A 24,443-nucleotide genomic window follows, 5' to 3' on the forward strand; every position below is an offset into this window, starting at 1 on the left:
GCGACGGTGCCTCATGACGGCACGGAGCGAAGCGGAGTGCCGGCATGAGCGCCGAGTTGGGGATCGCCGCGGGGGTGGTGGACCTGGTCCGGCGTACCGCCGGGGCGGATGCCGAGGCCGAGGTGCTGGTGACCCGCTCCGACCTGGCGCTGACCCGGTTCGCCAACTCGTTCATCCACCAGAACGTGGCCGAGACCGGCGTCGCCGTACACCTGCGGTTGCACGTGGACGGGCGGACCGCGACCGGCAGCGGTAGCCGGGCCGACGCCGACGGGCTGGCCGCGCTCGTCGAGCGGACCCGGGCCGCGGCCCGGCTCGCGCCGCCCGACCCGGCCTGGCCGGGACTGACCGCGCCGACCGCGACGCCGTCCGGCCCGGCCGTCGACGAGGCCACCGCGTTCGCCTCGCCCGACGAGCGGGCCGAGCGGGTACGCGCGTTCGTGGACGCGGTCGACGGGCTGGAGGCGGCCGGCTACTGCCGCACCGCGTACCGGTCGGGGGCGTTCGCCAACTCCGCCGGGCACACGGCGGCCGGAAGCGCGGCCGAGGCGGCCATGGACGGCATCGCCCGCGCCGGCGCGGCGGACGGGGTGGCGCGGCTCTGCGCCGACCGGCTCGCCGACCTTGACGGCGCGGCCCTCGGCGCGCACGCGGCGGCGAAGGCACGGGCCGCGGCCGACCCGGTCGAGCTGCCGCCGGGGCACTACGAGGTGGTGCTCGAACCGGCTGCCGTCGCCGACCTGCTGCAGAACCTCGCCTGGTTCGGCTTCAACGGCAAGCGGTACGCCGAACGGCAGTCCTTCGCCGAGCCGGGCACCGCCCAGTTCGACCCGCTGGTGACGCTGGTGGACGACCCGCTGCACGCCGGCACGCTGCCGTTCGACCTGGAGGGCACGCCCCGGCGGGCGCTGCCGCTGGTGGAGGCGGGCACCACCCGGGCGGTGGCGTACGACAGGCGCGGCGGTGCGGCGGCGGGCGCCGGGTCCACCGGCCACGGTATGCCGGGTAGCGCGACCTTCGGGCCGATCCCGCACAACATCCGCCTACTGGCGGACCCGGGCGTCGCCGATGCGGGCGCGACCGTCGCGGCCGGGCCGGTGAGCGCGGGCGTCACCGGAGCGGTGGGCGACCCGGACACCGCCGCGCTGGTGGCCGGGATGCGGCGCGGGCTGCTGGTGAGCGACTTCTGGTACACGCGGGTGCTGGACCCGAAGCAGTTGGTGGTCACCGGGTTGACACGCAACGGGGTCTGGCTGGTCGAGGACGGCGTGCCGACCCGGGCGGTGCGCGACTTCCGGTTCACCGAGTCGTACCCGCGGGCGCTGGGGGCGGGGCGGGTGCTGGGCCTGGGCCGGGCACCGGTCCGGCTGCCGGGCCGGGTCGACGGGTCCTGGTACGAGGCGCCGGCGTTGCGGCTGTCCTCCTGGCACTTCACCGGCGGCGCGTCCGGGTGATCCCGGCGCGCCGCCGGGCGCACCGAGGCGCCGGTCGGCGCACCGTTCGACCGACCCGCCACATTGATCATGAAGTGACTCTTTCCAAGCTGCGGGACACACGGGACACTGCGTTGCGCGGCCGGGCCGTGAAGATCGGCGTAACGTGTGTCACTTAGCCGCACCGGTTCGCCGGTGTGGCCTCGTGCGTGCGCAAGACGTGACAGTGACGTCAGGGAGATGACTCGAATGACAACTACGTCGGCCAAGACGCCGAGATCGCAGCCGCGGGGAGGGCGGGCGCGCGCCGCCATCGCGGCGAAGACCTTGCGGACCGACCGATGGTGGTTCGCTCCGCTGATCACCGTGGTCGGGCTCAGCGCCTGGGTCATCTACGCGACGGTCCGGGTCTTCATGCACAAGTGGTACTGGGTGGAGCAGTACCACTACCTGACACCGTTCTACTCCCCCTGTGTCACCGACCGCTGCGTCGAGGGCTCCTCGCACTTCGGCCAGTTCCTGCCCGGCTGGTGGATCATCCCGGACGCGGCGCTCACCCTGCCGTTCCTGCTGCTGTTCCGGCTGACCTGCTACTACTACCGCAAGGCGTACTACCGGTCGTTCTGGCTGTCGCCGCCGGCCTGCGCGGTACCGGACGGGCACCAGTCGTACAGCGGCGAGACGCGGTTCCCGCTGCTCGGGCAGAACCTGCACCGCTACTTCTTCTACGCCGCCGCGATCATCTCGCTGGTCAACACCTGGGACGCGATCCTGGCCTTCCACTCCCCAGAGGGCTTCGGCTTCGGCCTGGGCAACATCATCCTGGTCGGCAACGTGGTGATGCTGTGGGCGTACACGATCTCCTGCCACTCCTGCCGGCACATCATCGGCGGGCGGCTCAAGCACTTCTCCAAGCACCCGATGCGCTACAAGGCGTGGACCGGGGTGTCCTGGTTGAACGTCCGGCACATGCAGCTCGCCTGGATCACCCTGGGCACCCTGGCCCTCACCGACTTCTACGTGATGGCGGTCGCCGCCGGCTGGATCAACGACCTGCGGTTCATCAACTGAGAGCCTGGACATGACTGAGACGCGAATCGAACGACACCACTACGACGTCGTCGTGATCGGGGCCGGTGGCGCCGGCCTGCGCGCGGCGATCGAGGCCCGGCTGGCCGGCAAGAAGACCGCGATCATCTCGAAGTCGCTGTTCGGCAAGGCGCACACGGTGATGGCCGAGGGCGGCGCCGCCGCCGCGATGGGCAACGTGAACTCGCGCGACAACTGGCAGGTGCACTTCCGGGACACCATGCGCGGCGGCAAGTTCCTCAACAACTTCCGGATGGCCGAGTTGCACGCCAAGGAGGCGCCGCAGCGGATCTGGGAGCTGGAGACGTACGGCGCGCTGTTCGACCGCACCAAGGACGGGAAGATCTCGCAGCGCAACTTCGGTGGCCACGAGTACCCGCGCCTGGCGCACGTCGGCGACCGGACCGGCCTGGAGCTGATCCGGACGCTCCAGCAGAAGATCGTCTCGCTCCAGCAGGAGGACAAGCAGGAGTTCGGCAGCTACGACGCGCGGATCCGGGTCTTCTCCGAGACCACGATCACCGAACTGCTGCTCGACGGTGACCGCGTCGCCGGCGCGTTCGGCTACTACCGCGAGTCCGGCGAGTTCGTCCTGTTCGAGGCGCCCGCCGTGGTGCTCGCCACCGGCGGCGTCGGACGGTCCTACAAGGTCACCTCGAACTCCTGGGAGTACACCGGGGACGGTCACGCGCTGGCGCTGCGCGCCGGGGCGACGCTGATCAACATGGAGTTCCTCCAGTTCCACCCGACCGGCATGGTCTGGCCGCCCTCGGTGAAGGGCATCCTGGTCACCGAGTCGGTACGCGGCGACGGCGGGGTGCTGAAGAACTCCGAGGGCAAGCGGTTCATGTTCGACTACGTCCCCGACGTGTTCCGCAAGCAGTACGCGGAGACCGAGGAGGAGGCGGACCGCTGGTACACCGACCCGGACAACAACCGGCGTCCGCCGGAGCTGCTGCCCCGTGACGAGGTCGCCCGCGCGATCAACAGCGAGGTCAAGGAAGGCCGGGGTACGCCGGCCGGCGGCGTCTACCTGGACATCGCCTCCCGTAAGTCGGCCGAGGAGATCCGCCGCCGCCTCCCGTCGATGTACCACCAGTTCAAGGAGCTGGCCGACGTCGACATCACCAAGGAGCCGATGGAGGTCGGCCCGACCTGTCACTACGTGATGGGCGGCGTCGAGGTGGACCCGGACTCCGGCGCGGCGTTCGGCACGGTGCGCGGGCTCTACGCCGCCGGCGAGGTGTCCGGCGGCATGCACGGCTCCAACCGGCTCGGTGGCAACTCCCTGTCCGACCTGCTGGTCTTCGGCAAGCGCGCGGGCGGGCACGCGGCCACGTACACCGATCAGCTCACCAGCCGCCCGGCGGTGTCGGTGGCGGCGGTGGAGGCCGCTGTGGAGACGGCGCTGGCGCCGTTGCAGCGCGACACCGGCGAGAACCCGTACCAGCTCCAGCAGGACCTCCAGGTGGTCATGGGCGATCTGGTCGGCATCATCCGGCGCGAGGGTGAGCTGGCCGACGCGCTCGGCCGGCTGGCCGAGCTGCGCGAGCGGGTGGCGAAGGTGAGCGCGGTCGGCGGCCGGCGCTACAACCCGGGCTGGCACCTGGCGCTGGACCTGCGCAACATGCTCGTGGTCTCGGAGTGCACCGCGATGGCGGCGCTGGAGCGGCAGGAGTCGCGCGGCGGGCACACCCGGGAGGACTACCCGGCGATGGACCCGAAGTGGCGCGGCGTCAACCTGGTCTGCTCGCTGGACGGGGAGACGGTCCGGCTGACCCACAAGCCGCTGCCGAAGATGCGGCCGGAGCTGATCGGGCTGTTCGACCGGGCCGAGCTGGCCAAGTACCTGACCGACGAGGAACTCGCCGAGTTCGACGCCCTCACCGAGGAGGCGAACAACTGATGGGAAACAAGCGCCAGTTCCGCATCTGGCGGGGCGACGAGACCGGCGGCGACCTGAAGGACTACACGGTCGAGGTCAACGAGGGTGAGGTGGTCCTCGACGTGATCCACCGGCTCCAGGCCACCGAGGCGCCCGACCTGGCGTGCCGGTGGAACTGCAAGGCCGGCAAGTGCGGCTCCTGCTCCATGGAGATCAACGGCAAGCCGCGGCTGGGCTGCATGACCCGGATGTCGACGTTCGAGGAGGCCGAGACCGTCACGGTGACCCCGCTGCGTACGTTCCCGGTGATCCGGGACCTGGTCACCGACGTCTCGTTCAACTACGAGAAGGCCCGGGAGACCCCGGCGTTCGCGCCGCCGGCCGACGTGGCGCCCGGCGACTACCGGATGCAGCAGGTCGACGTGGAGCGCTCGCAGGAGTTCCGCAAGTGCATCGAGTGCTTCCTGTGCCAGAACGTCTGCCACGTGATCCGTGACCACGAGGAGAACAAGCCGGCGTTCTCCGGCCCCCGGTTCTTCATCCGGGCGGCCGAGCTGGACATGCACCCGCTGGACGCCCGTACCGACCGCCGGGAGTACGCGCAGTCCGACATGGGACTCGGCTTCTGCAACATCACCAAGTGCTGCACCGAGGTCTGCCCCGAGCACATCAAGATCACCGACAACGGGATCATCCCCATGAAGGAACGGGTCGTCGACCGCAGGTACGATCCCCTTGTGTGGCTCGGTAACAAGATCTTCCGGAGGGGTCAGGTGCCTCAGACCAGCGCGACCAGCGGGCATTCCAGCGGTGCCGTCACGTCCGGAGGGGCGCACGGCGGGGCGCACGCGCACTCCGGCGGGACGCACTCGCACGGCGGGGTGCACTCGCACGCGGGCGGCTCGCACGACAGCGCCGCCGAGCGGCAGGCCCAGCAGGGCGTCAACTGGCACCGCGAGGTGCCGCACCCGACCGCCCCGGCGGTGGACGCCAACGGCAAGCTGCCGCTGACCGAGCTGACGTTCAACCGGGCCGCCGCGCCGTCGCCGTTCGGCGACGACGTGACGTTCCCGCTGCCCCCGGAGCACCTCAACTTCGCTCACCCGCAGCAGGACGAGCCGAAGCACTGAGCAGCGGCGCGACGACGACGGGGGCCAGCGGCACACGCCGCCGGCCCCCGTCCCGTTTCGGCCCGGCTGTCCGGCTCGGCCCGCCGCGCTCAGTCGGCGGCGAGCAGCGGGCGCAGCGCGGCCACGATCGGCACGTCGGCCGGCAGCCAGTCGACGCTGTCCAGCTCGGCGGCGGAGAGCCAGCGCAGGTCCGCGTGTTCCAGGGCCTTCGGCTGGTCGCCGTGGAGCAGCCGGGCGGCGTAGACGCGCAGCACGGACCGGCCATGAGCCATCCGTACGTCGCGACCGACGCGGGCGCCGACAACCACCCGTACGCCCAGCTCCTCGGCGCACTCGCGGGCCAGCGCGTCGGTCTCGGCCTCACCCGGCTCGACCTTTCCGCCGGGGAACTCCCACCGGCCCGCCACCTCGGGGGGCGCGGAGCGCTCGCACGCCAGCACCCGGCCGCCCTCGATGATCGCGGCTCCGACGACCACCCTCGGCTCCCGCCGGTCGGCCTGCCCGTTCCCGCTAATCCGTTCGGTCCGCACGGGCCACCAGCGTGCCAGATCAATCGGCGGTTTGGGTAGCTGCGTCGACCGTCAGGTCAGCAGAACACGGAAGTGTGGGCGTGGACACACCATCTGAGTGGCGAGAGACTAGAGGGCGTCGACTGGGACACGGGATGGCGACGATTTGGCCACAAGCCGGCAACGACGCCTGGGAGGTGCGGTGATGCGCGTGCTGTTCAGCGGCCGTGCGAAGCACGACTACCTCAGCGACGCACTGGCCCTGCTGTCCGGATGGACGCGCGAGGGCGAACAGATCCGCCGCACGATCGTTCTCGACGACACCCAGCACGCCGCGCTCACCGAGCGGGTCGCGGTGGTCGCCGACGCGCTGCGGCTGCGCCCGGAGATCAGCCGCCGGGCCGATCGTACCCAGATCCGGCTGGGCCACGGCGACGGCGAGCCGCTCACCGAGGGTGAGGTGCTGCTCGCGGCACGCATCGAGGACGCGGTCCGCGCGGTCACCGAGACCTGAGCGCTGGCGCGCCCCGCCTACCCTCGGGTACATGTCTGGCCCCACGTACGACCGCAAGGAACAGTTCCAGCAGATCCAGAGCGGGCTGCTGCCCGGTGAGCAGATCATCGCCGTCTACGACGCGGTGGGCACCGGCACCGGCTTCATCGGCCTGACCGACCGGCGGGTGATCATCCAGGACCGCTCCTTCGTCGGCAAGCGGTACGCGATCACCAGCATCCCGTACTCGAAGATCACCAGCGTGAGCGTGGTGAGCAACAAGTCCTGGGGCGGCTCGTTCTTCTCCACCGGGTCGATCGCTGTGCACGTCGGCACGCACACCTACGAGGTGGAGTTCCGGGGCGCGGAGAAGAGCCACCACGTGCACAACGTGATCCTGCACCACATCTCCTGACCCGCGCTGGCACAATCGCCGCCATGCGAGGGCTGACGGCGCGATGGCGGGCCTGGCGGGGCGACCATCGGCAGGCCGTACGCCTGGTCCGCCGGCTGCTGGTGCTCGCCACGGCCGCCGTGGTCCTGCTGGGCGCCGCCACCGTCGCCAGCGTGACCTGGGTCCGCGGCGCCGCCGAGGGTCGCCTGTTCGACGCCGCGGACGTGCCCGAGACGCCGGTGGCGCTGGTGCTGGGCACCAAGGTGGAGCCGGACGGCACCCCGGCGCCGTTCCTGGCCGGCCGGCTGGAGATCGCCCGCCAGTTGTACGCCGCCGGCAAGGTCCAGGTGCTCCTGCTCTCCGGCGACCACATGGACTGGGACTACGACGAGCCGGACGCGATGCGGCGCTGGCTCGTCGACCGGGGCGTCCCGGCGGAGAAGACGGTGCTGGACCACGCCGGCTTCGACACGTACGACTCGTGCGTCCGCGCGCACCGCGTCTTCGGAGTCCGGCGGGCCACAGTGGTCACCCAGTCGTTCCACCTGCCGCGCGCGGTGGCGCTGTGCCGGGACGCCGGCATCGAGGCCGTCGGCGTCGGCGACGACACCGCCCGCCGGTACGCCGACCAGTGGCGGATCAGCTCCACCCGGGAGCACGCCGCCTGCGTCAAGGCCGCCGTGGACGTGCTCAGCGGGCGTGATCCGGTGCACCTCGGCCGCCGGGAGACCGGTGTGGACGACGCGCTACGGGCGTAATCCGGTTGTCCCCCCGGACGGCTGCTGGTCTGCTGGACCCCTCGAAGCCGACCGGAGGGAGCACCGCCATGCCACACGCTGCGAAGCCCAGCCGACCCGTCGTCACCCTTGCCGAAACGAGGCTTCGTGTTTCCGTACCCCATTCCGGCGGAGGTCGCTGACCTCGCGCCGCGTCCTGCCCCTTCCGCCCGGCGGGAGGGCGTGTGATGTCCGTCTTCGACGATCCCGGCCTGTTCGGCCGGCTCTGGGCCGACACCTACGACGGCCCCGGCAATCCCGACCCGGCCCCGGCCGTCGACTTCCTCGCGCCGCTGGCCGACGGCGGCCCGGTGCTCGAACTGGCAGTCGGCACCGGCCGGGTGGCCCTGCCGCTGGCCGCCCGCGGTCTGACCGTGGAGGGCGTCGAGGCGTCCCCGGAGATGGTCGCGCACCTGCGCGCCAAGCCGGGCGGCGCGGACCTGCCGGTGACCATCGGCGACATGGCGGACGTCCCGGTCACCGGGCCGTACCGTCTGGTCTTCCTGGTGTTCAACACGCTGTTCAACCTGGTGTCCGAGGAACGCCAGGCGGCCTGCTTCCGCAACGTCGCCCGGGTGCTCGCGCCCGGCGGCGCGTTCGTCATCGAGACCTTCGTGCCCGACCCGGCGGACTTCGACCGGGACGAGCAGGTCCAGGTGCGGGAGGTGACCGAGGACTCGGCCACCATCCGCCTGCACCGGTACGACCGGGCGGCGCAGACGTTCGTGCGGCAGACCGTCACGTTCGACGCCTCCGGCGTGCACCTGAAGCCGTTCGCGATGCGCTACGCCTGGCCGGAGCAGGTCGATGAGCTGGCGGAGCGGGCCGGGCTCCGGCTCGCCGAGCGGTACGCCGACTGGGACCGGTCGCCGTTCGACGCGGACAGCAACTCGCACATCTCCGTCTACCGGCGGCGGTAGCGCTCACGTCGAGGGGCCGGGCATCACGTCCCGGCCCCTCGGCGCGCGACTACGCTGACGACCGCCGGGTCCGGACAGGGGGAACCGATGACCGTCACCGTCGCCGCCATGGACGACTCGCACGCCGACGCCGTGCTGGAGATCTACCGTCTGGGAATCGCCGAGGGCAACGCCACGTTCGAGACCGAACCGCCGGACTGGGCGCGGTTCACCGCCACCCGTCTGCCCGGCCACCGCTGGGTGGCGCTCGACGAGGCCGGCGACGTGCTCGGCTGGGTGGCCTGCTCGGCGGTCTCCGACCGCTGCGTCTACGCCGGGGTGGTCGAGCACTCCGTCTACGTGCATCCGCGCGGGCGTGGGCGCGGGGTCGGCCGGGCGCTGCTGGAGGCGTTGATCGCCTCGACCGAGGCGGCCGGGATCTGGACCATCCAGTCCGGCGTGTTCCCGGAGAACACCGCGAGCCTGGCGCTGCACGCGACGTGCGGCTTCCGCGTGGTCGGCACCCGGGAACGGGTCGGCCGCCACCACGGCCTCTGGCGCGACGTGACTCTGCTCGAACGCCGCAGCCCGCGCGTCACCTGAGCCGGCTGCCGTCGCTGATCACCGGGACGGCCGGTCAGCCGCCGACCAGGTGCCGGCGTACCAGGGCGTGCGAGCCGTGAGCGGCCGCGCGTACCCGAAGAAGACTTGACGCCCCGGCCCGCGAGCGCCATGGTTAGTTACATGAGTAATGAACCAAAGAACCAGGATGGATGACGGCCGGCCGATCTTCGTCCAGATCGCGGAGATGATCGAAAACTCGATCATCGACGGGACGTACGCGGAGGAGACCCAGGTGCCGTCGACGAACGAGCTGGCGGCGTTCCACCGGATCAACCCGGCGACCGCCGCCAAGGGGATCAACCGCCTGGTCGATGACGGGCTTCTCTACAAGCGCAGGGGGATCGGAATGTTCGTGGCAACGGGCGCCGTCGAAACACTCCGGGAACGCCGCCGGCGCGAGTTCTCCGACCAGTACGTGCGGCCCCTCATCGAGGAGGCACGCAAGTTGGGCATCGGCACCGAGGAGCTGAAGAAGCTCATCGACACAGGGGAGGAACAGCGATGAGCGTCGTGGCGGCAGCCGGACTCACGAAGCGGTTCGGCGAGGTGACCGCTCTCGATGACGTCACCTTCACGTTGACGGGCGACAAGATCTATGGGCTTCTCGGCCGCAACGGCGCCGGCAAGACGACGCTGATGCAGCTGATCACCGGCCAGAACAGCGGCACCAGCGGCGACCTCATGCTCTTCGGTGAGCGGCCGTACGAGAACGAGCGGGTGCTGTCGCGGGTGGTCTTCATCAAGGAGAGTCAGACGTACCCGACCGCGTACCAGGTCCGGCACGTGCTGAGCCTGGCCAAGCGGCTGTTCCCCAACTGGGACGAGGACTTCGCGCAGTCCCTGGTGGACGACTTCGACCTGCCGCGCAAGCGCAAGGTACGCAAACTGTCCCGCGGCATGCTGTCCGCGCTGGGCGTGACGATCGGCCTGGCCGCACGCGCGCCGCTGACCTTCTTCGACGAGCCGTACCTCGGTCTCGACGCGGTCGCCCGGCAGCTCTTCTACGACCGGCTGCTCGCCGACTACGCCGAGAACCCGCGCACCGTCGTGCTCTCCACGCACCTCATCGACGAGGTGGCCGACCTGATCGAGCACGTGCTGCTGCTCGACCGCGGCAAGCTGCTGCTCGACGCGCCCAGCGACGAGCTGCGCGGCGAGGTGGTGGAGGCGTCCGGCCCGGCCGCTGCGGTGGACGAGTTCGCCGCCGCGCACCAGGCGCTGCATCGTGAGCAACTCGGCGGCGCAGTCCGCGCGTCGCTGCGCGGGTCGTTCGACGACGCCGAACGGACGCGCGCCGAGAAGCTCGGCATCGACCTGGCGCCGGTGTCGCTCCAACAGGCCGTGGTGCGCCTGACGACGGAAAGGACGAACGCGCGATGACTCGTATCCTCGACGTCGCCCGGATGCACACCATCGCCTGGGTCAGCCAGTTGGCCTGGCCATGGGCCATCATGGCCATCTCGCTCGGCGTCAACCTGCTGATCTTCGCCTCGATCGACGAGGCCTCGCCGGGCAAGAACACCACGGGCGGTCTGGCCAGTATCTACATCGTCTGCTCGATCGTCGCCGCCGCCTCGATCAGCCAGGCGTTCCCGTTCGCGCTCGGCATGAGCGTCACCCGGCGCACCTTCTACCTCGCCACGGTGCTCGTCAACGTGGTGCAGGCGGTCGTCTACGGCGTCCTGCTCTACCTGCTCAACCTGATCGAGGGCGCCACCGGCGGCTTCGGGATCCAGCTGCGGTTCTTCCGGATCCCGTACGTCGACGTCGACAACGGGCTGCTGCAGATCGCCGTCTACGCGGTGCCGTTCCTGTTCCTGAACTTCGTCTCCGTCTTCGTCGCCGTCTGGTACGTCCGGTTCGGCATGAACGGCCTGTTCGGGGCCGGCGCGGCCCTGATCCTGGTGACCGGCCTGCTCGTCGCGTTGATCACCTGGCAGGGATGGTTCGGTGACATCTGGCAGTGGCTGAGCAGCCAGCACCAGGTCAGCCTGCTGGTGGGGTGGCCCGCCCTGATCGCCGCGGTGGCCGCCCTCGGGGGGATGGCGGCCATCCGCCGGGCCAACGCCTGACGGCGGGCACGGATGGTCGGCCGACGATCCGCGCGATGCGGGTCGTCGGCCGCCACCCGCAGCTCCCCGGTTCGGTCGCATCGACAGCTGTTGTCGGACCCGCTCGCTAGCATTGCCGCGATCGCCGACGGGAGGGGTGCGCCGTGGACCAGAGTGACCTCACGACGTTCGTGGACAGGGACCTGCAAGGCGCGCGCTTCACCAGGTCGACGCTGGCCGGCGCGGTGATGCGCGGCGTCGACGTGCGCGGGCTCGACATCGACGCGCCGTGGCTCACCGACGGCGCGCTGCTGGTCAACGGTGTCGACGTCGTGCCGCTCGTCGAGGCCGAACTCAACCGGCGGTTCCCCGGGCGCGAGCTGAGGCATGCCGAGGATCCCGACGGCCTGCGCGCGGCGTGGGCGGCGCTCGAACGAGCCTGGGCGGCCGCGGTCGACCGGGTCGTGTCCATGCCCGACGGCGCCGCCGACATCTCGATCGACGGCGAGTGGTCGTTCGCGCAGACCCTGCGCCACCTCGCGTTCGCCACCGACGCCTGGCTCGGCAAGGCGATCCTGCGACTGCCGCAGCCCTTCCATCCGCTCGGGCAGCCACACGCCGAGTACGAGACGGACGGACTCGACATGTCGATCTTCCCCGCGGCGCGTCCGAGTCTCGCCCAGGTGCTCGATCTGCGGGCCGAGCGGCAGGCCATGGTGCGGGAATTCCTCACGGGCGTCACTCCAGAGCTGCTCGCCGAGCCTCGACCGACAGCGTGGTCACCCGGACACGAGAAGCCGGTCCTGCACTGCCTCCACGTCATCTTCGACGAGGAGTGGGAACACCTCCGCTTCGCAGTGCGCGACCTGGACGCGCAGGAGTAGCGTCCGGTGTCCACGTGGACCGGCCTCGCATCGGAGGCCTCGTCGGACGGCTCTGGCAAGGCACGCATCGTCACCGGGTTGCTGTGCGACGGCGACCGGATACTCCTGTGCCACCGCTCTCCCCTGCGTCGTGTGCTGCCCGACGTCTGGGACCTGCCCGGCGGGCACGTCGAGCCCGGGGAACCGCCCCGTGTCGCACTTGCTCGTGAGCTCCGAGAGGAACTGGGCGTCGACGTGGCGGTGCCGTCGGGTCCGCCCGTGCACGAGGTTCACGCCGACACGTTCTCCATGCGGATCTGGCTGGTCGAAGCGTGGACGGGGTATCCGGCCAACCTCGCGCCGGAGGAACACGACGCCATCGGCTGGTTCACCGAAGACGCGCTCGGAGCGCTACCGCTGGCTCATGCCAGCTACCCCGCCCTGTTCCGCAGGGTCCTTGCCGAGCGTCGCGCCTGACCACGACGGACACGTTTCTCGGCACGAGCGCGCGCAGGGGGAGCCTGCGGCTCGGTCGATCCCTCGCCGGGCTGGGACCAAGGCTGAAGCAGGCTACCGGCGGCCCGGGTGGCGGTGGTCAGCGACGTCGCAGCCAGTCCGGCGTCGGCGGCGACGAGACCCGGATCGGTCCGCGGCGGTCGCGGACGTACGTCGCGTAGTCCGCGACATGACGGCGGCGGCTCAGGTAGTGCGGGTAGTGGTCGAAATGCCACCGGCACTCCTCGATGAACCCGGTGTGGTCGTCGAGTCCGAGGCGGGCACAGGTGCGAGCGAACTCGTCCAGACCGTCCAGCATCTCGGCGCACTGTGCGGGTGTAGCGCCGTCGGTGCCCCACAGCACCCCGGCCGGAAGCTCGTGCACCGCGTGTTCGAGCCACCGGCGGTCATGCCGGTAACGGTCCTGGTCAGCGCTCACGTCGCGCCTCGCGCCACAACTCGTGGCCGCGCATCAGCCAGCCGACCCAGAACACCGCGAACATGATCAGGAAGCACGCGAACAGCACCACGGCGAGCACCGCCGCGATCGGCTGGAACCGCCCTGCGTCGCCGTTCCATCCGCTCGCCGCAAGGGTCCCGAGGCCACCACAGACGATCATGGAGATGAGCAGGCCCGGCCGGTCAACCGGGTGGGGCTCACGGGGCAGACGCACATCGGCTCCTCGGTCGATGAGACACGAGACGTCCACACACGGCCGCCTCCGACGGCCTGCATCGTCGCAGTGCCAGCCAAGAGATCAAAGACCCGGAATCCGGCGTACGGGAGCCCGACCGCTCGGACCGATCGCCGGCCTGGCCGAACCCTCTCGCTGCCACTGCGCCGCCCGGTCGTCCCGCTCCCGCTCCCAGCGCTCCTGACCCCGCTCGCGTTCCAGCTCCCATCGCCGGTCTTCGCGACGCGTCGTCAGGACCTGAGCCGAGATGGCGGCCCCGAGAGTGCCGACAACGCCGAGCGCGGCGACGAGAGGCACTGGCCAGATCTGGTTCATGGTGGCAGTGTCCAGCCCTGATGCAACGAGACCCGCACCCGACCCGCGGCTGCGAACCGGAGGTGACGCGCGTGGATACCGGCCGGCTGGTGACCTGGCGGGAGGATCTGCGGAAGGCGGTCGCTTCCGCGGTGCTCGACTTCGAGCACCGCTACGGGTACCCGCCTGGCGAGAACGCCGTCAGTGAGCCCGCGACGACCTCAGCCGCGCTGATCGCCGCCGCCCGTCCCACCGTCCCCGCTGTCCTTGCCGGCCTGTACGCGGTGGTGGACGCCGTCGACCTGGCCGACATCGACAACGGGTTCTTCCTGCACAGCGCCTCCCACATGGTCCACGTCCACGAGGCACGGGACCTCTGGCGCGTACGTGGCCGCCACGACGCCGACGTCGTCGTGTTCGCCAGCGACGGCGGCGGCACACAGTACGCGCTGGCGACTCCGGACGGGTCGCCCGTCTACCGGCTCCCTCCCGACCTCGTCCTCGACGGCATCTACACCTCGGAGGACCCGCGCTTCGACGTGGCGGCCCCGGACCTGGCCACCTTCCTCGACCGCTTGCTCCAGGACGTGAAGACGTTCGCTGCGTCGAGCACGTGTCGGTAGCCTCGCGCAGTGACATCTGCTGATCGGGAAGGCTGGTCGTTCGCCACCGCACGGGTACCCGCCGAGTTCGGCGCTGCGATCCACCCGCTCACACCCGTTGTGCAGCACGCCTGGAACGGCGAGGAAACCCTGTGCGGCCTCATCGAGGATCAGATCGAGTTGTATCGGCACCTCTTCGACGGCGAAAACGACTCGGCCTGCCCGACCTGCCGGCAGCAGGCCGCCGCCGCCCCGACCCGGCCTTGCGCACAGGAACGCCTGCACGACCGGGTCCTGGCGACTGCGGCGGGGCCGATGCGCGAGGAGCTGCTCGCCGCTCTGCGCCGAGGCGCCCGGATCAAGCTATGGATCAACGGCCCCGCCGCCAGCCTGGCCAGGCACTACGCCCGGCTGGACCAGATCGTCGAAGGCGACCCCGCGATGGTCGCGGCACTTGGCGTCAACGGATCGATCGGGCTTGCCCGGGTCGAGCACGGACCGTGGCAGTTCATCGTCGTCCTGCCCGACCATGGGGCATCCCGGATCGCTCGCGCAACGGCCGACCGGTAGGCGCCCGCCTCCACCACCGGGCCGTACTCAACGTTGAAGCGGGCTGCTGTCACCAACTCCGCTCGCGCCTGTCAAGTCCTCAGCCCAAAGAAGCACCCGGAGGACTGCGGCTTGAGTCAGCCCCTCTGCCGGATCGACATCGACCAACAGCGTCGGTGCCTTGCGGCCCTCGGCCCAGGCATGCGCCTCCGGCGTCAACGCATCGTCGATCCACACCGCAGGTCGTGAGCCGACATAGCTGGCGATGGCAGGCACCTTCTCCCGTGGCTCGAACGGGATCGGAGGAAAGCCGATCACGGGTAGCTGTGGAAGCTGTAGCACCGGCGCGAGAAGTTGGTTCGCCTCGGCACCCCACCCGGTTGCCCAAGCCATCTCGAACCGGTCACCCAGTTCCCGAAGCCAGGCCACGTGAGCGCGGCACAGTCGTACCGGCTCCTCGTCAGGGAAGAAGTCGAACTCCTCGTAGCCAGGTGGACACCGGTCGGCCCCGAACGGGTTCAGAACCCCGTCGACGTCCAGCAGGAGAAGAGGCAGACCGCGTGACATGGCTGCCACGATACGGATCCGGAGCACACGTCGACTCGTCCGTCGGTGTGCCCCAGAGCGAGAGGCCGACGTACTGACCTGCGGAGCCGGGCCGGATTCAGACGTTGAAGCGGAACTTAGAGCCGCACTCCCACCGCCAGCGTGAACGCTGGTCGGCACCTGCTCACACGGCGTATCTGGCTGCCATCGTTGGTGGTCGGTTCACGACGTTTGACGCTGTCTTGTGCCCCCTGTGTGCCCCACCGGCCGGTGAGTTCCCCCCGCTTTGATGGAGCGGTGGTTACCTGCTGCCGGCTGGTGCAGGGGTGGCGATAGGTGGCTCGGCTGGCTCGGTTCGGTGGCTGTGCCAGGCGGTCTCGTACTCGTTTGGGCTGAGGTAGCCCAGTTCCTTCTGGATGCGGCGGGTGTTGTACCAGCCGTCGATGTAGGCGAAGATCGCGTTCTCGGCCTCGTCACGGGTCCGCCATGAGGTGCGGTAGACGAGTTCGATCTTCAACGTCGACCAGAAGTTCTCCATCAGCGCGTTGACGCTCCTATAGCTGTCAAGTGGCGATGGTGGTCGTGCGGAGAGGGCGGAGCAGGGCCCAGATCTCGCGGGCGAGGAGTCGTTTCAGGCAGCGGATGATCTCAGCTTTGGTCTTGCCGTCTGCGGTGCGGCGGGCGACGTAGGCGCGGGTGGGTTCGTGGTGTTGCATGCGGACGATGACGGCGCGGTAGAGGGCGGCGTTGGCTTGGCGGTGACCGCCGCGGTTGAGTCTGTGCCGGTTGGTCATGCCGGAGGAGGCGGGGATCGGTGCGACGCCGCAGAGCCTCGCCCAGGCGGGTTCTGAGCGGACCCGGTCGATGTTGTCGCCGGCGACGATGAGCATCTCGGCGGCGGTGTCGGCGCCGACGCCGAACGCGGCGACCAACTGCGGCACGAGCTGGCCGGTGAGCTCGACGAGTATCGCTTCGTGGGTTTTGATCTCGTCGTTGAGCTGTTGCCAGCGGCGGGCGATCGAGCGCAGGGTGTGTTTCGTTGCGGCGAGCACGGTGGTGACCGGACCGGGGCGCAGGCCGGCGCACCGTTCGATCAGGGCCATCTTCGACAAGGGCTGCAGAGGTTCACGTAGCTCGGGGCTGGCGGTGACCAGCACTGCCTTGAGGGTGATCATCGCGGCGGTGCGGGCCTTGACCGCGACGTCTTTGGCGACCTTGATCTGGCGGATCATCTCCACGATGCCGTCGTTGGTCTTCGGGACGCTGGTGGAGTTACCGGCCAGCACCGAGCGAGCGGCGTTCTCGGCGTCGAGGGTGTCGCTCTTGCCGCGTAGCCGACGGTCGCGGCGGTCGGTGCGCAGGACCTCGATGACTCCGAGGCCCCGTCGTCGGACAGCGGAGGTCAGTCCGGCGCCGTAGGAGCCGGTGCCCTCGATCGCGAAGATCAGCCTCTTCGCCTCGAAGCCGGCCGCCCAGTCGAGCAGCTGTTCATAGCCGCCTCGGTCGGCGGGGAATGAGCGGGCGTCGAGGCGGCCGCCGATGTCGTCCAGGGCGACGGCGACGTGGACGTGCTTGTGGGTGTCGACGCCGATGACGACTCGACGTCGACGCGGGTCGGGGCTCATGCTTGACATCGCGGGCTCCAGCTCAGACCAGGGCGACAGGGGTTCGTGACGCTGGCCGGCCGGGTGGACGGGACTGTGACGGGACCTGCTGCGATCAGGCTCCTATGAGGTCACTGCCCGCCCGGCCAGCACCACTGGTGCTGCACCGCCAGGCAGACGACAGATCAACAGCAAGGACACCCGAACTGCGGGGTCAGTCGTAAGCAAGAGTCAGGCCGCCTGACGGCGCCTCAAAGTCTCACAGTCGTAGGAGTCGCCGACGGATCCCATCAAGGGCAGGATCCCGTTGTCCTGTAAGCGTTCCGCGAAGCGAAACGACGTGTAGTTCGACCCGCGATCTGAGTGGTGGATCAACTGGCCGTCGCGGACGTCGCGCGACCAGATGCCGTATTCGAGGGCGGCGAGGATCAGGTCGGTGTCGCAGCGGTCGGAGGTCTTCCACCCAACGATCCGGCGGGAGAACGCATCGCGGACCGCAGCCAACCAGAACACGCCCTCACCGCAGGGGATGCGGGTGGCGTCGGCGACCCAGAGCCGGTTCGGCCCGTCGGCGGTGAACTGCCGGTTGACCAGATCCGGCGCCGGCGTGTGCCGGGGATCCTGGCGCGTGGAGCCGCCGCGCCAGCCTCGACGCAGAAACGCCCCCTGCCAGCCCTGCTGCGCCATCAACCGCTCGACCCGCTTACGGCCCACGCGGATGCCGTCACGGCGTAGCTGCCGGTGGACCCGGTCCGCGCCGTAGGTGCGCCCCGATGTCTCCCAGATCTCGTGGATGTTGGAGACCAGACCCAGGTCGACCACGTCGCGGTCGCAGGGCTGCTCGACCTGCTTCACCCACGCGTAGTAGGTCGAGGCGCCGATGTTCAGGACCCGTAGCAGGAGCGCGACCGCGAACTGGTCACGGTGTTCGTGGATGAACCTCATGACCGTCGCCGGGTCGGGTCGAGCTCCGCCGCGAAATACGCGCTCGCGGCCTTCAGGATCTCGTTCGCCCGCCGCAACTCGGCGACCTCCCTGCGCAGCCGGCGGTTCTCCTCCGCCATCTCGCTGGTCGGCCGGTCGTGACGCTCGTCGGCGTCGGCCTCGGCTTGGCGGATCCAGTTCCGCAACGCCTCGTGATGCACACCAAGCTGCTCGGCCAGGCGCCGGATCACCGGCTTCGGATCCGACTCGCGGTACAAACGCACAGCGCGCTGACGTAGCTCATCGGGGTACTTCTTCGGTGCTGCCACGGACAACTTCCTCCCCACGGCCATCAGACCATGATCAAGAAGCTCCATGAAAGCAGGGGTAGCTCATCCGTCGGCAGTCGGCATGTCCCGTCACGGGACATGCTTGACACTGGCGTTCCACCAGATGCTTGACATGATCGGGGCGCTTTCGGTGAGGACCAGGCTCACCCGGCGATCGCCCGGTCCGGCACGATGAGGCCGTGGGAATGAGTGTGCAGGTCCGGGAGTACAGCGGTGTCGTCGTAGAGCAACTTACGGACGCCGCGAGCATCGCGTCTCTCTGCTCCTTGGCTGCATCGGAGCCGTCCCGTTACCCGTTGCTCTCCGGAGTCGACCCCTACGACGACACCTGGTTCAACAGCCGCCAGACGGCCAGGCTGGCAACCGAACTTCAGTCGATCATCGAGCGATCCAAGGATGACAGAGTGCGAGCAGCCGGCCAGGCGATACTTCAGCTCGCATCGCTCCTAGAGATCGCGCCTCGACGTCCCCACCACCGACAGCTCCTGTTCAACGGAGACTGACCGCGAAGATTCTGCCGGCCGGCACTAGGCCATCTGGCAAGCATGTGCTGGGACGGATCTGTCAAGCATGTGGTGGGACTAGACACCGTCGGCAGTCGGCAGTCGGCCGCATCCGTCGAGACAGTCCATGTCGGAGGTAGAGTCCGCGACCGTGGATGAGGTGACTTGGCTCAATGTCATCACCGTGCTCATTGCCCTGGGCGGCGTGGTCGTGGCGGTACTGTCCTGGGTGGTGTCGCGTGGCTCACGTAGCGAGGCACGGCGCTCAGCCGACGCTGCCGAGGTGTCGGCAAAGGCAGCGCAGGACTCGGCCCGGGAGGCCGCCGCTATCGCGGCGATCGAGCGTGACCGTGAGCATGACCGGCTCGGCCCTGGGCCGGTAACCGGCATCGCTCTTGAGTTGGAGCCGAACCCACGCGATAGCGGTCTGCCCGAGACGCTGTTCGGCACGATCACCGTGCCTCGCGACTACCGCGTGCGCGCCGTCGCCGTACGGGGCAATTCCTCTGCGCCGATCGGCCTGGACTTGCTGCTGCATGCTGGTCGCCCCTACCGCTTCGCCATCGAGCAGATGCATCCGAATCGCACTGAGCCCGTTGCGGAGTACGTGCTGTTCCGATTCTGGCCGCCTGCTGAGATCGATGACGTGGACACGTGGCAATGCCCCTGCGATCGACCACAAGCCGACGGGGATAACCGGCCTGGTCATTGGGAGTGGCGTGCTCCGGTTGAGTATCGACGGCCACCTACACAGGTGTTCGTGTTGCGCTGAGCCGGCGGTGACGGCAGAGCGGCTTGCGGGTTAGTTGCGAGTACCGGGGAACGATGATTGCAAGGCGGTAGCTCGTGACTCGATGAGCTGCATGCGGAGCTGCCACTCTTCGTTCGCGCTCCAGTCGCTCTGGGCCGTGATCTGGTCCGGGTGCTTCGGTACAACAGCCCTGGCTCCGCGATGAAGTAGCCGTCGGTCACGACTGACGCGGCGATCAACAGCCCAGTGTCTTCCCCACCCGGCAGTGCCATCCAGCCGCCAAGGGCGAGGGCGAATTCTCGCCGGTTGCTCGCGCTTCGGGTGCAGGATGTCGACTTCGCCGCGCGCCTGGTGCGGATCGAGTGGCAGTTCGCGCCTCAGTCCAAGGTCCGGACGGTGCCCAAGACACCGCGCTCGCGCCGGATCGTGCCGCTGCCCCAGGTCGTCGCCGACGCGCTGCGGGCGCACATGGCACAGTTCCCGCCGGCTGATGACGGCACGCTGTTCACGACCCGCTTCGCCGGCCCCTACCGGCATGACTACTACGGCACGCTCATCTTTGGCGCGGCTGTGCGGAAGGCGGGCCTTCGGGAGAGCATCACGACTCACGACCTGCGTCACCATTACGCCTCGGTGCTGCTGATGCAGGGCGAGTCGGTCATTACAGTGGCCGAACGGCTGGGGCACGAGAACGCGACGCTGGTCCTGTCGACGTACGGTCACCTGATGCCGGACTCGGAGGAGCGCACCCGCCGGGCGGTCGATGAGGCGTGGGGTTGTGCCCCAGGTGTGCCCCAGGGCGAGGCATCAACCTCCTGACCTGCGGGAACGGGCCGGATTCAGACGTTGAAGCGGAACTCCACCACGTCGCCGTCCTGCATGACGTACTCCTTGCCCTCGATCCGGACCTTGCCGGCGGCCTTGGCCGCCGCCATCGATCCGGCCTCGACCAGGTCGCGGTAGGAGACCACCTCGGCCTTGATGAAGCCGCGCTGGAAGTCGCTGTGGATCACCCCGGCGGCCTCCGGCGCGGTCGCGCCGACCGGGATGGTCCAGGCCCGCGCTTCCTTGGGGCCGGCGGTCAGGTACGTCTGGAGCCCGAGCGTCCGGAAGCCCACCCGGACGAGCTGGTCCAGGCCGGGCTCGGACTGCCCGATCGACTCCAGCAGCTCGCGGGCCTCGTCCTCGGGCAGGTCCACCAGCTCGGACTCGATCTTGGCGTCCATGAAGACCGCCTCGGCGGGCGCGACCAGGCCGCGCAGCTCGTCGAGAAACTCGGCGTTGCCCAGCTCGGCCTCGTCGACGTTGAAGACGTAGATGAACGGCTTGGTGGTGAGCAGGTGCAGCTCACGCAGGTGTTCCAGCTCGACCTTCGCGGCGGCGGCGCCCGCGTACAGGGTCACGCCGTTGTCGAGGACCTCGACCGCCTTCTTGGCTGCCTCAACGGCGGCGGCCCGGTCCTTGCGGAGCTTGGCCTCCTTCTCCAGCCGGGGCAGCGCCTTCTCCAGCGTCTGGATGTCGGCCAGGATCAGCTCGGTGTTGATCGTCTCGATGTCGTCGGCCGGGGAGACCTTGCCGTCGACGTGCACCACGTTCGGGTCGGAGAAGGCGCGCACCACCTGGCAGATCGCCGAGGCGTCGCGGATGTTGGCGAGGAACGCGTTGCCCCGGCCCTGCCCCTTGGACGCGCCGCGGACCAGGCCGGCGATGTCGACGAACGAGACGGGCGCCGGCAGCACCTTCTGCGAGGAGAAGATCTCGGCCAGCTTGGCCAGCCGCTCGTCGGGCAGCCCGACCACTCCGACGTTCGGCTCGATGGTGGCGAACGGGTAGTTCGCGGCGAGCACGTCGTTCTTGGTCAGCGCGTTGAACAGGGTGCTCTTGCCCACGTTGGGCAGGCCGACGATGCCGATGGTGAGACTCACGACGAATCAGCTTACGCGCCTCGCCGTCACCGCCGGGCAGGCAGGTACGCGAAGCCGGTCACTGCGCCGCGGCGGACAGCAGGCGTGGCTCGATCCGGGTCTCCCGGACGGTGCCGGCCGCGGCGCGGACCAACTCGTACGCGGCCACGCCCGGCCGGTCGGCCACCACCTCGGCCAGCCGGGTGCCCCGGTAGATCAGTCCGACGCCGTCGTCGGTGCAGTGGCTGGCCGGCAGCGTGCCGTCGGCGACCAGCCGGTGCATCAGCGGTCGCCGCTGCTCCTCGCTGTCGTAGTGCACGCCGTTGCCGTACGGGAGCCAGCCCAGTCCTTCGGTGAAGGGCCGCAGCGTCGGGCCGTAGCTGTCGGTGGCGCCGCCGGTGTGCCAGCAGATCGAGCCGGCGGAGACGCCGCCGAGCACCACACCTGCCTGCCAGCACTCGTGCAGGATGTCCGGCAGGCCATGCACCCGCCAGACCGCACACAGGTTCGCCACGCTGCCGCCGCCGACCCAGATGACGTCCTGCGCGAGCAGGTGGGCGCGGATGTCCTCGACGTTCGGCATCGGATAGAGCGCCAGATGGGAGGCGCGGAACCGGGTGCCGGCGAAGGCGCCGTAGAAGACGGTGAACCCGGTCGGCTGGTCCCCGGTGGCCTGGCCGAGGTAGCAGATGCGGGGTGCGTCACCGGCCCCGGCCAGCTCGGCCATCAGGTCGAACAGGGCGCTGGGCCGGGCGTCCCACGGGCCGCGGCGCCGACTGGCGAAACCCATGCTGGTGGCGACGATCGTCGGTTCAGTGGCGGGCACGGGCGTCCTTCCGGCCGATGACAGTGGCGATCATTGTGCCGGACCGGTGGTGTCGGTGTCGGCCGCGGCGAGCAGCGTACGCAGGAGGTCGGCCAGCCGGTCCTGGTCGGCCGGGGGCAGCACGTCGAGGATCCGCCGCTGCACCGCGAGCCCGGCCTCGGCGGACTCCTCGACCACCCGGCGACCGGTGTCGGTGAGTGTGACCCGCAGCGCCCGCCGGTCGGCCGGGTCCGGCGAGCGGCGCACCAGACCGGCCCGTTCGAGGCGGTCGAGCCGCCCGGTCATGCCCCCGGAGGTGAGCATCAGCGAGGCGGCGAGCGCCTTCGGCGCCAGCGTGTACGGAGAGCCGGAGCGCCGCAGCGCGGCGAGCACGTCGAACTCGCCACGGCCGATGCCCCAGGCCGCGTACACCTTCTCCTGGCCGTCGCCGACCAGCCGGGCCAGCCGGTAGATGCGGCCGAACACGGCCATCGGCTCGGGCCGCATGCCTGGTCGTTCCCGCCGCCACTGCTCGACGATCGCGTCCACCTCGTCGCCTGTCACGGCTGCCGATTGTGCCCCACGTCCCACTTCCCCTTTTCGCTCGGGCCTGATTAGCTTAGCACTAAGATACTTACGGCTGAGAAAAGAGCGCCATGAACCGCCGCTGGACCGACGTCGCGCTGACCGCCGCCGCCCCCGTCACCTGGGGCACCACCTACCTGGTGACCGCCGAACTCCTTCCCCCGGACCGGCCGCTCTGGGCCGGGGCCCTCCGCGCCCTCCCGGCCGGCCTGCTGCTGCTCGCGTTGACCCGAAGGCGACCACACGGCCTCTGGTGGAGGCGGGCCGCTGTGCTCGGCGCGCTCAACATCGGGGTGTTCTTCCCGCTGCTCTTCCTCGCCGCGTACCGGCTGCCCGGCGGCACCGCCGCCGTGCTCGGCGCCGCGCAGCCACTGCTCGTCGCGGTGCTCACGGTGGCCCTGCTCCGCGACCGTCCCACCCGGCCGGCGCTGGTCGCCGCCGTGGCCGCCCCGCTCGGCGTCGCCCTCGTGGTGCTGCGCCCCGGTGCCGGCCTCGACCCGCTCGGCGTCGCCGCCGGGCTCGCCGGGGCCGTGGCGATGGCCGCCGGGCTGGTGCTCACCCGCCGCTGGGGCCGGCCGCCCGGAGTGGGCGTCCTGGCCGCGACGAGCTGGCAGCTCGTCGCCGGTGGCCTGATGATCGTGCCGGTCGCCGCCGCCGTCGAGGGCGCGCCGCCCGTGCCTGACGGGCCGGCAGTGCTCGGGTACGCATGGCTCGGGCTGGCCGGCACCGCGCTGGCGTACGTGCTGTGGTTCCGTGGCGCGACGCGGCTGCCGGTGGCCCAGGTCTCGGTGCTCGGCGCGTTGAGCCCGCTCACCGCGGCGACGCTCGGCTGGGTGGTGCTCGGCGAGGTGCTGGATCCGGTCCAGCTCAGCGGGTTCGCGGTGGCAGTGGCGGCGATGGTGCTGGCCCAGCTGCCGGACCGATCGTCGCGCCCGCTGCCGACCGGCGACGCGGACCGCCCGACGGCGGCGCTGGCCGGCGTTCGGACGGGCGGCGGGACGGCGGCCTGGTGGCGGCGCCGTCAGCCGGCTCGCAGCCGGCGCCAGTCGTCCGGCCACGGGTCGGCGGCGACGCCCTCGGGCAGCACACCGGCCGGTAGTTGCGCCGCGGCGGCCAGCGGCAGCGTGAACCGGTGCGCGGCGGCGGAACCGGCCTCGTACGACCGGTCGAGCAGCCACCGCACCTCGTCGGCAGTCCAGCCCAGGCCGGAGCGGGCGGCGATCTCCCGGACCAGCCGCAGGCCGACGCGGGTGTCGTCGTCGTAGAAGCGCATGCACCAGTGATGCGCCCACATGCCGAGCGCGCGCAGCCCGTCCGGGTCGAGCGAGCCGGCCAGCCGGCCGCAGGCGGTGTCGGGGAAGGGGCGACCGGCATCACCGGCCCGGTCGCGCTCGATCGCGCCGTACGCGGCCGGCGCCACCATCCTCATCCGCTCGTAGAAGCCCTGCACCACCGCGGCGTCCAACGGTGCCCGCCCCGATCGCATCAGCGGACACCCCGCCCGGCCACGCTCGCCATGCCCCGCACCTTTTCTTGAGTTGGTGGCGGGACCGTACCGACCACTTACGACACTTTCTCGGGTCCGCCGATCATGATCCACGCCATCTCGCCGAGGTGGCGGTGTCCCGGGGTCGGGGATACCGCCAGCTCCCCGAGCTGGCGCGACTGCCACACGTCATGTCCGAATACC

At 70.2% G+C, this 24,443-nt stretch carries 31 protein-coding genes and 1 pseudogene; 20 read left to right on the plus strand and 12 right to left on the minus strand.

Annotated elements, in window-relative coordinates; genetic code table 11:
• Window positions 1-44: 44 nt before the first annotated feature.
• The 4 genes from FHU28_RS30030 (at window position 45) to FHU28_RS30045 (ending at window position 5,537) form a co-directional block, all read left to right on the plus strand.
• Complete coding sequence (locus FHU28_RS30030; protein ID WP_184688365.1) at window positions 45-1,454, plus strand: TldD/PmbA family protein; 1,410 nt, start codon at window positions 45-47, stop codon at window positions 1,452-1,454.
• A gap of 228 nt (window positions 1,455-1,682) precedes the next feature.
• Window positions 1,683-2,504: a hypothetical protein gene (locus FHU28_RS30035; protein ID WP_073828811.1), complete on the plus strand. Its 822-nt coding sequence runs from the start codon at window positions 1,683-1,685 to the stop codon at window positions 2,502-2,504.
• Between the two features lie 10 nt (window positions 2,505-2,514).
• Window positions 2,515-4,428, plus strand: coding sequence for a fumarate reductase/succinate dehydrogenase flavoprotein subunit (locus tag FHU28_RS30040; RefSeq protein ID WP_184688367.1), 1,914 nt, complete (start codon window positions 2,515-2,517; stop codon window positions 4,426-4,428).
• Window positions 4,428-5,537 carry a succinate dehydrogenase/fumarate reductase iron-sulfur subunit gene (locus tag FHU28_RS30045; protein ID WP_073828813.1) on the plus strand — a complete coding sequence of 370 codons (1,110 nt, stop codon included), beginning with the start codon at window positions 4,428-4,430 and terminating at the stop codon, window positions 5,535-5,537. The genes FHU28_RS30040 and FHU28_RS30045 overlap by 1 nt, the downstream gene beginning before the upstream one ends.
• An 89-nt stretch (window positions 5,538-5,626) precedes the next feature.
• Here the strand turns inward: FHU28_RS30045 and FHU28_RS30050 are convergent, their stop codons facing one another.
• Entirely contained in the window at window positions 5,627-6,067 is a 441-nt protein-coding gene (locus FHU28_RS30050; RefSeq protein WP_184688369.1) for a (deoxy)nucleoside triphosphate pyrophosphohydrolase, read from the minus strand.
• Between the two features lie 184 nt (window positions 6,068-6,251).
• On the opposite strand from FHU28_RS30050, the gene FHU28_RS30055 reads away from it, so the two are divergent.
• The 10 genes from FHU28_RS30055 to FHU28_RS30100 all read left to right on the plus strand — a co-directional run bounded on the left by FHU28_RS30055 (window position 6,252) and on the right by FHU28_RS30100 (window position 12,623).
• Window positions 6,252-6,560, plus strand: coding sequence for a 4a-hydroxytetrahydrobiopterin dehydratase (locus tag FHU28_RS30055; protein WP_073828815.1), 309 nt, complete (start codon window positions 6,252-6,254; stop codon window positions 6,558-6,560).
• A 31-nt stretch (window positions 6,561-6,591) separates the two neighbouring features.
• Entirely contained in the window at window positions 6,592-6,954 is a 363-nt protein-coding gene (locus FHU28_RS30060) for a PH domain-containing protein (RefSeq protein ID WP_018784695.1), read from the plus strand.
• A gap of 23 nt (window positions 6,955-6,977) precedes the next feature.
• On the plus strand, window positions 6,978-7,691 hold the full coding sequence (locus FHU28_RS30065; RefSeq protein WP_184688372.1) for a SanA/YdcF family protein: 714 nt from the start codon (window positions 6,978-6,980) through the stop codon (window positions 7,689-7,691).
• 206 nt (window positions 7,692-7,897) lie between these two features.
• A complete protein-coding gene (locus FHU28_RS30070; RefSeq protein ID WP_184688374.1) occupies window positions 7,898-8,629 on the plus strand; it encodes a class I SAM-dependent methyltransferase in 732 nt (243 codons plus the stop codon).
• Window positions 8,630-8,716: 87 nt separating this feature from the next.
• Window positions 8,717-9,211 carry a GNAT family N-acetyltransferase gene (locus tag FHU28_RS30075; protein ID WP_184688377.1) on the plus strand — a complete coding sequence of 165 codons (495 nt, stop codon included), beginning with the start codon at window positions 8,717-8,719 and terminating at the stop codon, window positions 9,209-9,211.
• A gap of 166 nt (window positions 9,212-9,377) precedes the next feature.
• Window positions 9,378-9,737: a GntR family transcriptional regulator gene (locus FHU28_RS30080; protein WP_043328406.1), complete on the plus strand. Its 360-nt coding sequence runs from the start codon at window positions 9,378-9,380 to the stop codon at window positions 9,735-9,737.
• Window positions 9,734-10,612 carry an ATP-binding cassette domain-containing protein gene (locus FHU28_RS30085; RefSeq protein ID WP_116508525.1) on the plus strand — a complete coding sequence of 293 codons (879 nt, stop codon included), beginning with the start codon at window positions 9,734-9,736 and terminating at the stop codon, window positions 10,610-10,612. The genes FHU28_RS30080 and FHU28_RS30085 overlap by 4 nt, the downstream gene beginning before the upstream one ends.
• Window positions 10,609-11,304 carry an ABC transporter permease gene (locus tag FHU28_RS30090; protein ID WP_184688379.1) on the plus strand — a complete coding sequence of 232 codons (696 nt, stop codon included), beginning with the start codon at window positions 10,609-10,611 and terminating at the stop codon, window positions 11,302-11,304. The genes FHU28_RS30085 and FHU28_RS30090 overlap by 4 nt, the downstream gene beginning before the upstream one ends.
• 143 nt (window positions 11,305-11,447) lie before the next feature.
• Window positions 11,448-12,167 carry a DinB family protein gene (locus FHU28_RS30095; protein ID WP_221453338.1) on the plus strand — a complete coding sequence of 240 codons (720 nt, stop codon included), beginning with the start codon at window positions 11,448-11,450 and terminating at the stop codon, window positions 12,165-12,167.
• Window positions 12,168-12,173: 6 nt separating this feature from the next.
• Window positions 12,174-12,623 carry an NUDIX domain-containing protein gene (locus FHU28_RS30100; protein ID WP_311773676.1) on the plus strand — a complete coding sequence of 150 codons (450 nt, stop codon included), beginning with the start codon at window positions 12,174-12,176 and terminating at the stop codon, window positions 12,621-12,623.
• Window positions 12,624-12,741: 118 nt separating this feature from the next.
• Here FHU28_RS30100 and FHU28_RS30105 read toward each other — a convergent pair whose 3' ends face one another.
• Together FHU28_RS30105 and FHU28_RS30110 are read right to left on the minus strand one after the other, a co-directional pair.
• Window positions 12,742-13,080 carry a hypothetical protein gene (locus FHU28_RS30105; protein WP_184688381.1) on the minus strand — a complete coding sequence of 113 codons (339 nt, stop codon included), beginning with the start codon at window positions 13,078-13,080 and terminating at the stop codon, window positions 12,742-12,744.
• Window positions 13,070-13,315, minus strand: a complete 246-nt coding sequence (locus tag FHU28_RS30110; RefSeq protein ID WP_073828823.1) for a hypothetical protein — start codon at window positions 13,313-13,315, stop codon at window positions 13,070-13,072. The genes FHU28_RS30105 and FHU28_RS30110 overlap by 11 nt, the downstream gene beginning before the upstream one ends.
• Before the next feature lie 407 nt (window positions 13,316-13,722).
• Here FHU28_RS30110 and FHU28_RS30115 point away from each other — a divergent pair, with 407 nt between their 5' ends.
• Entirely contained in the window at window positions 13,723-14,253 is a 531-nt protein-coding gene (locus tag FHU28_RS30115) for a hypothetical protein (protein WP_184688384.1), read from the plus strand.
• Between the two features lie 9 nt (window positions 14,254-14,262).
• Window positions 14,263-14,802 (plus strand): phosphoheptose isomerase family protein, encoded by a 540-nt coding sequence (locus FHU28_RS30120; RefSeq protein WP_184688386.1) that lies wholly within the window; start codon window positions 14,263-14,265, stop codon window positions 14,800-14,802.
• Window positions 14,803-14,829: 27 nt separating this feature from the next.
• Here the strand turns inward: FHU28_RS30120 and FHU28_RS30125 are convergent, their stop codons facing one another.
• The 5 genes from FHU28_RS30125 to FHU28_RS30145 all read right to left on the minus strand — a co-directional run bounded on the left by FHU28_RS30125 (window position 14,830) and on the right by FHU28_RS30145 (window position 18,232).
• Entirely contained in the window at window positions 14,830-15,348 is a 519-nt protein-coding gene (locus FHU28_RS30125; protein WP_073829334.1) for an HAD domain-containing protein, read from the minus strand.
• A 280-nt stretch (window positions 15,349-15,628) separates the two neighbouring features.
• Window positions 15,629-15,865, minus strand: coding sequence for an IS3 family transposase (locus tag FHU28_RS30130; RefSeq protein WP_116509107.1), 237 nt, complete (start codon window positions 15,863-15,865; stop codon window positions 15,629-15,631).
• A gap of 25 nt (window positions 15,866-15,890) precedes the next feature.
• Complete coding sequence (locus FHU28_RS30135) at window positions 15,891-16,961, minus strand: IS110 family RNA-guided transposase (protein WP_116509105.1); 1,071 nt, start codon at window positions 16,959-16,961, stop codon at window positions 15,891-15,893.
• 201 nt (window positions 16,962-17,162) lie between these two features.
• Window positions 17,163-17,876: an IS3 family transposase gene (locus FHU28_RS30140; RefSeq protein WP_184683714.1), complete on the minus strand. Its 714-nt coding sequence runs from the start codon at window positions 17,874-17,876 to the stop codon at window positions 17,163-17,165.
• Window positions 17,873-18,232 carry a transposase gene (locus FHU28_RS30145; protein ID WP_083791297.1) on the minus strand — a complete coding sequence of 120 codons (360 nt, stop codon included), beginning with the start codon at window positions 18,230-18,232 and terminating at the stop codon, window positions 17,873-17,875. The genes FHU28_RS30140 and FHU28_RS30145 overlap by 4 nt, the downstream gene beginning before the upstream one ends.
• Window positions 18,233-18,384: 152 nt before the next feature.
• On the opposite strand from FHU28_RS30145, the gene FHU28_RS30150 reads away from it, so the two are divergent.
• The 3 genes from FHU28_RS30150 to FHU28_RS30160 all read left to right on the plus strand — a co-directional run bounded on the left by FHU28_RS30150 (window position 18,385) and on the right by FHU28_RS30160 (window position 20,278).
• Window positions 18,385-18,708 carry a hypothetical protein gene (locus FHU28_RS30150; protein WP_184688389.1) on the plus strand — a complete coding sequence of 108 codons (324 nt, stop codon included), beginning with the start codon at window positions 18,385-18,387 and terminating at the stop codon, window positions 18,706-18,708.
• Between the two features lie 151 nt (window positions 18,709-18,859).
• Window positions 18,860-19,480, plus strand: coding sequence for a hypothetical protein (locus FHU28_RS30155; protein ID WP_184688391.1), 621 nt, complete (start codon window positions 18,860-18,862; stop codon window positions 19,478-19,480).
• Between the two features lie 285 nt (window positions 19,481-19,765).
• Window positions 19,766-20,278 (plus strand): tyrosine-type recombinase/integrase, encoded by a 513-nt coding sequence (locus FHU28_RS30160; RefSeq protein ID WP_260413209.1) that lies wholly within the window; start codon window positions 19,766-19,768, stop codon window positions 20,276-20,278.
• Between the two features lie 20 nt (window positions 20,279-20,298).
• On the opposite strand, the gene ychF is transcribed toward FHU28_RS30160, so the two are convergent.
• Genes ychF through FHU28_RS30175 form a run of 3 tightly spaced genes read right to left on the minus strand, consistent with a single transcriptional unit; the run spans window position 20,299 to window position 22,732 of the window.
• Window positions 20,299-21,384 carry a redox-regulated ATPase YchF gene (gene ychF, locus FHU28_RS30165; RefSeq protein ID WP_184688393.1) on the minus strand — a complete coding sequence of 362 codons (1,086 nt, stop codon included), beginning with the start codon at window positions 21,382-21,384 and terminating at the stop codon, window positions 20,299-20,301.
• 58 nt (window positions 21,385-21,442) lie between these two features.
• Window positions 21,443-22,189, minus strand: coding sequence for a Type 1 glutamine amidotransferase-like domain-containing protein (locus tag FHU28_RS30170; RefSeq protein WP_184688395.1), 747 nt, complete (start codon window positions 22,187-22,189; stop codon window positions 21,443-21,445).
• Window positions 22,190-22,219: 30 nt separating this feature from the next.
• On the minus strand, window positions 22,220-22,732 hold the full coding sequence (locus FHU28_RS30175; protein WP_184688397.1) for a MarR family winged helix-turn-helix transcriptional regulator: 513 nt from the start codon (window positions 22,730-22,732) through the stop codon (window positions 22,220-22,222).
• A gap of 92 nt (window positions 22,733-22,824) precedes the next feature.
• Between FHU28_RS30175 and FHU28_RS30180 the strand changes: the two are divergent.
• Window positions 22,825-23,598: pseudogene (locus FHU28_RS30180) on the plus strand (EamA family transporter); the annotation flags it as partial.
• Between the two features lie 176 nt (window positions 23,599-23,774).
• Here FHU28_RS30180 and FHU28_RS32930 read toward each other — a convergent pair.
• Window positions 23,775-24,239 carry a hypothetical protein gene (locus FHU28_RS32930; protein WP_260413211.1) on the minus strand — a complete coding sequence of 155 codons (465 nt, stop codon included), beginning with the start codon at window positions 24,237-24,239 and terminating at the stop codon, window positions 23,775-23,777.
• Between the last annotated feature and the right edge of the window lie 204 nt (window positions 24,240-24,443).

Origin of the sequence: Micromonospora echinospora (genome assembly GCF_014203425.1) — a bacterium.
Classification (GTDB): Bacteria; Actinomycetota; Actinomycetes; order Mycobacteriales; family Micromonosporaceae; genus Micromonospora; species Micromonospora echinospora_A.

Excerpts from the sequence above, each read along its gene's own strand:
- FHU28_RS30030 (WP_184688365.1), top strand. The coding sequence starts at position 45 with ATGAGCGCCGAGTTGGGGATCGCCGCGGGGGTGGTGGACCTGGTCCGG.
- FHU28_RS30035 (WP_073828811.1), top strand. The coding sequence starts at position 1,683 with ATGACAACTACGTCGGCCAAGACGCCGAGATCGCAGCCGCGGGGAGGG.
- FHU28_RS30040 (WP_184688367.1), top strand. The coding sequence starts at position 2,515 with ATGACTGAGACGCGAATCGAACGACACCACTACGACGTCGTCGTGATC.
- FHU28_RS30045 (WP_073828813.1), top strand. The coding sequence starts at position 4,428 with ATGGGAAACAAGCGCCAGTTCCGCATCTGGCGGGGCGACGAGACCGGC.
- FHU28_RS30055 (WP_073828815.1), top strand. The coding sequence starts at position 6,252 with ATGCGCGTGCTGTTCAGCGGCCGTGCGAAGCACGACTACCTCAGCGAC.
- FHU28_RS30060 (WP_018784695.1), top strand. The coding sequence starts at position 6,592 with ATGTCTGGCCCCACGTACGACCGCAAGGAACAGTTCCAGCAGATCCAG.
- FHU28_RS30065 (WP_184688372.1), top strand. The coding sequence starts at position 6,978 with ATGCGAGGGCTGACGGCGCGATGGCGGGCCTGGCGGGGCGACCATCGG.
- FHU28_RS30070 (WP_184688374.1), top strand. The coding sequence starts at position 7,898 with ATGTCCGTCTTCGACGATCCCGGCCTGTTCGGCCGGCTCTGGGCCGAC.
- FHU28_RS30075 (WP_184688377.1), top strand. The coding sequence starts at position 8,717 with ATGACCGTCACCGTCGCCGCCATGGACGACTCGCACGCCGACGCCGTG.
- FHU28_RS30080 (WP_043328406.1), top strand. The coding sequence starts at position 9,378 with ATGGATGACGGCCGGCCGATCTTCGTCCAGATCGCGGAGATGATCGAA.
- FHU28_RS30085 (WP_116508525.1), top strand. The coding sequence starts at position 9,734 with ATGAGCGTCGTGGCGGCAGCCGGACTCACGAAGCGGTTCGGCGAGGTG.
- FHU28_RS30090 (WP_184688379.1), top strand. The coding sequence starts at position 10,609 with ATGACTCGTATCCTCGACGTCGCCCGGATGCACACCATCGCCTGGGTC.
- FHU28_RS30125 (WP_073829334.1), bottom strand. The coding sequence starts at position 15,348 with ATGTCACGCGGTCTGCCTCTTCTCCTGCTGGACGTCGACGGGGTTCTG.
- FHU28_RS30130 (WP_116509107.1), bottom strand. The coding sequence starts at position 15,865 with ATGGAGAACTTCTGGTCGACGTTGAAGATCGAACTCGTCTACCGCACC.
- FHU28_RS30135 (WP_116509105.1), bottom strand. The coding sequence starts at position 16,961 with ATGTCAAGCATGAGCCCCGACCCGCGTCGACGTCGAGTCGTCATCGGC.
- FHU28_RS30140 (WP_184683714.1), bottom strand. The coding sequence starts at position 17,876 with ATGAGGTTCATCCACGAACACCGTGACCAGTTCGCGGTCGCGCTCCTG.
- FHU28_RS30145 (WP_083791297.1), bottom strand. The coding sequence starts at position 18,232 with ATGGAGCTTCTTGATCATGGTCTGATGGCCGTGGGGAGGAAGTTGTCC.
- FHU28_RS32930 (WP_260413211.1), bottom strand. The coding sequence starts at position 24,239 with ATGCGATCGGGGCGGGCACCGTTGGACGCCGCGGTGGTGCAGGGCTTC.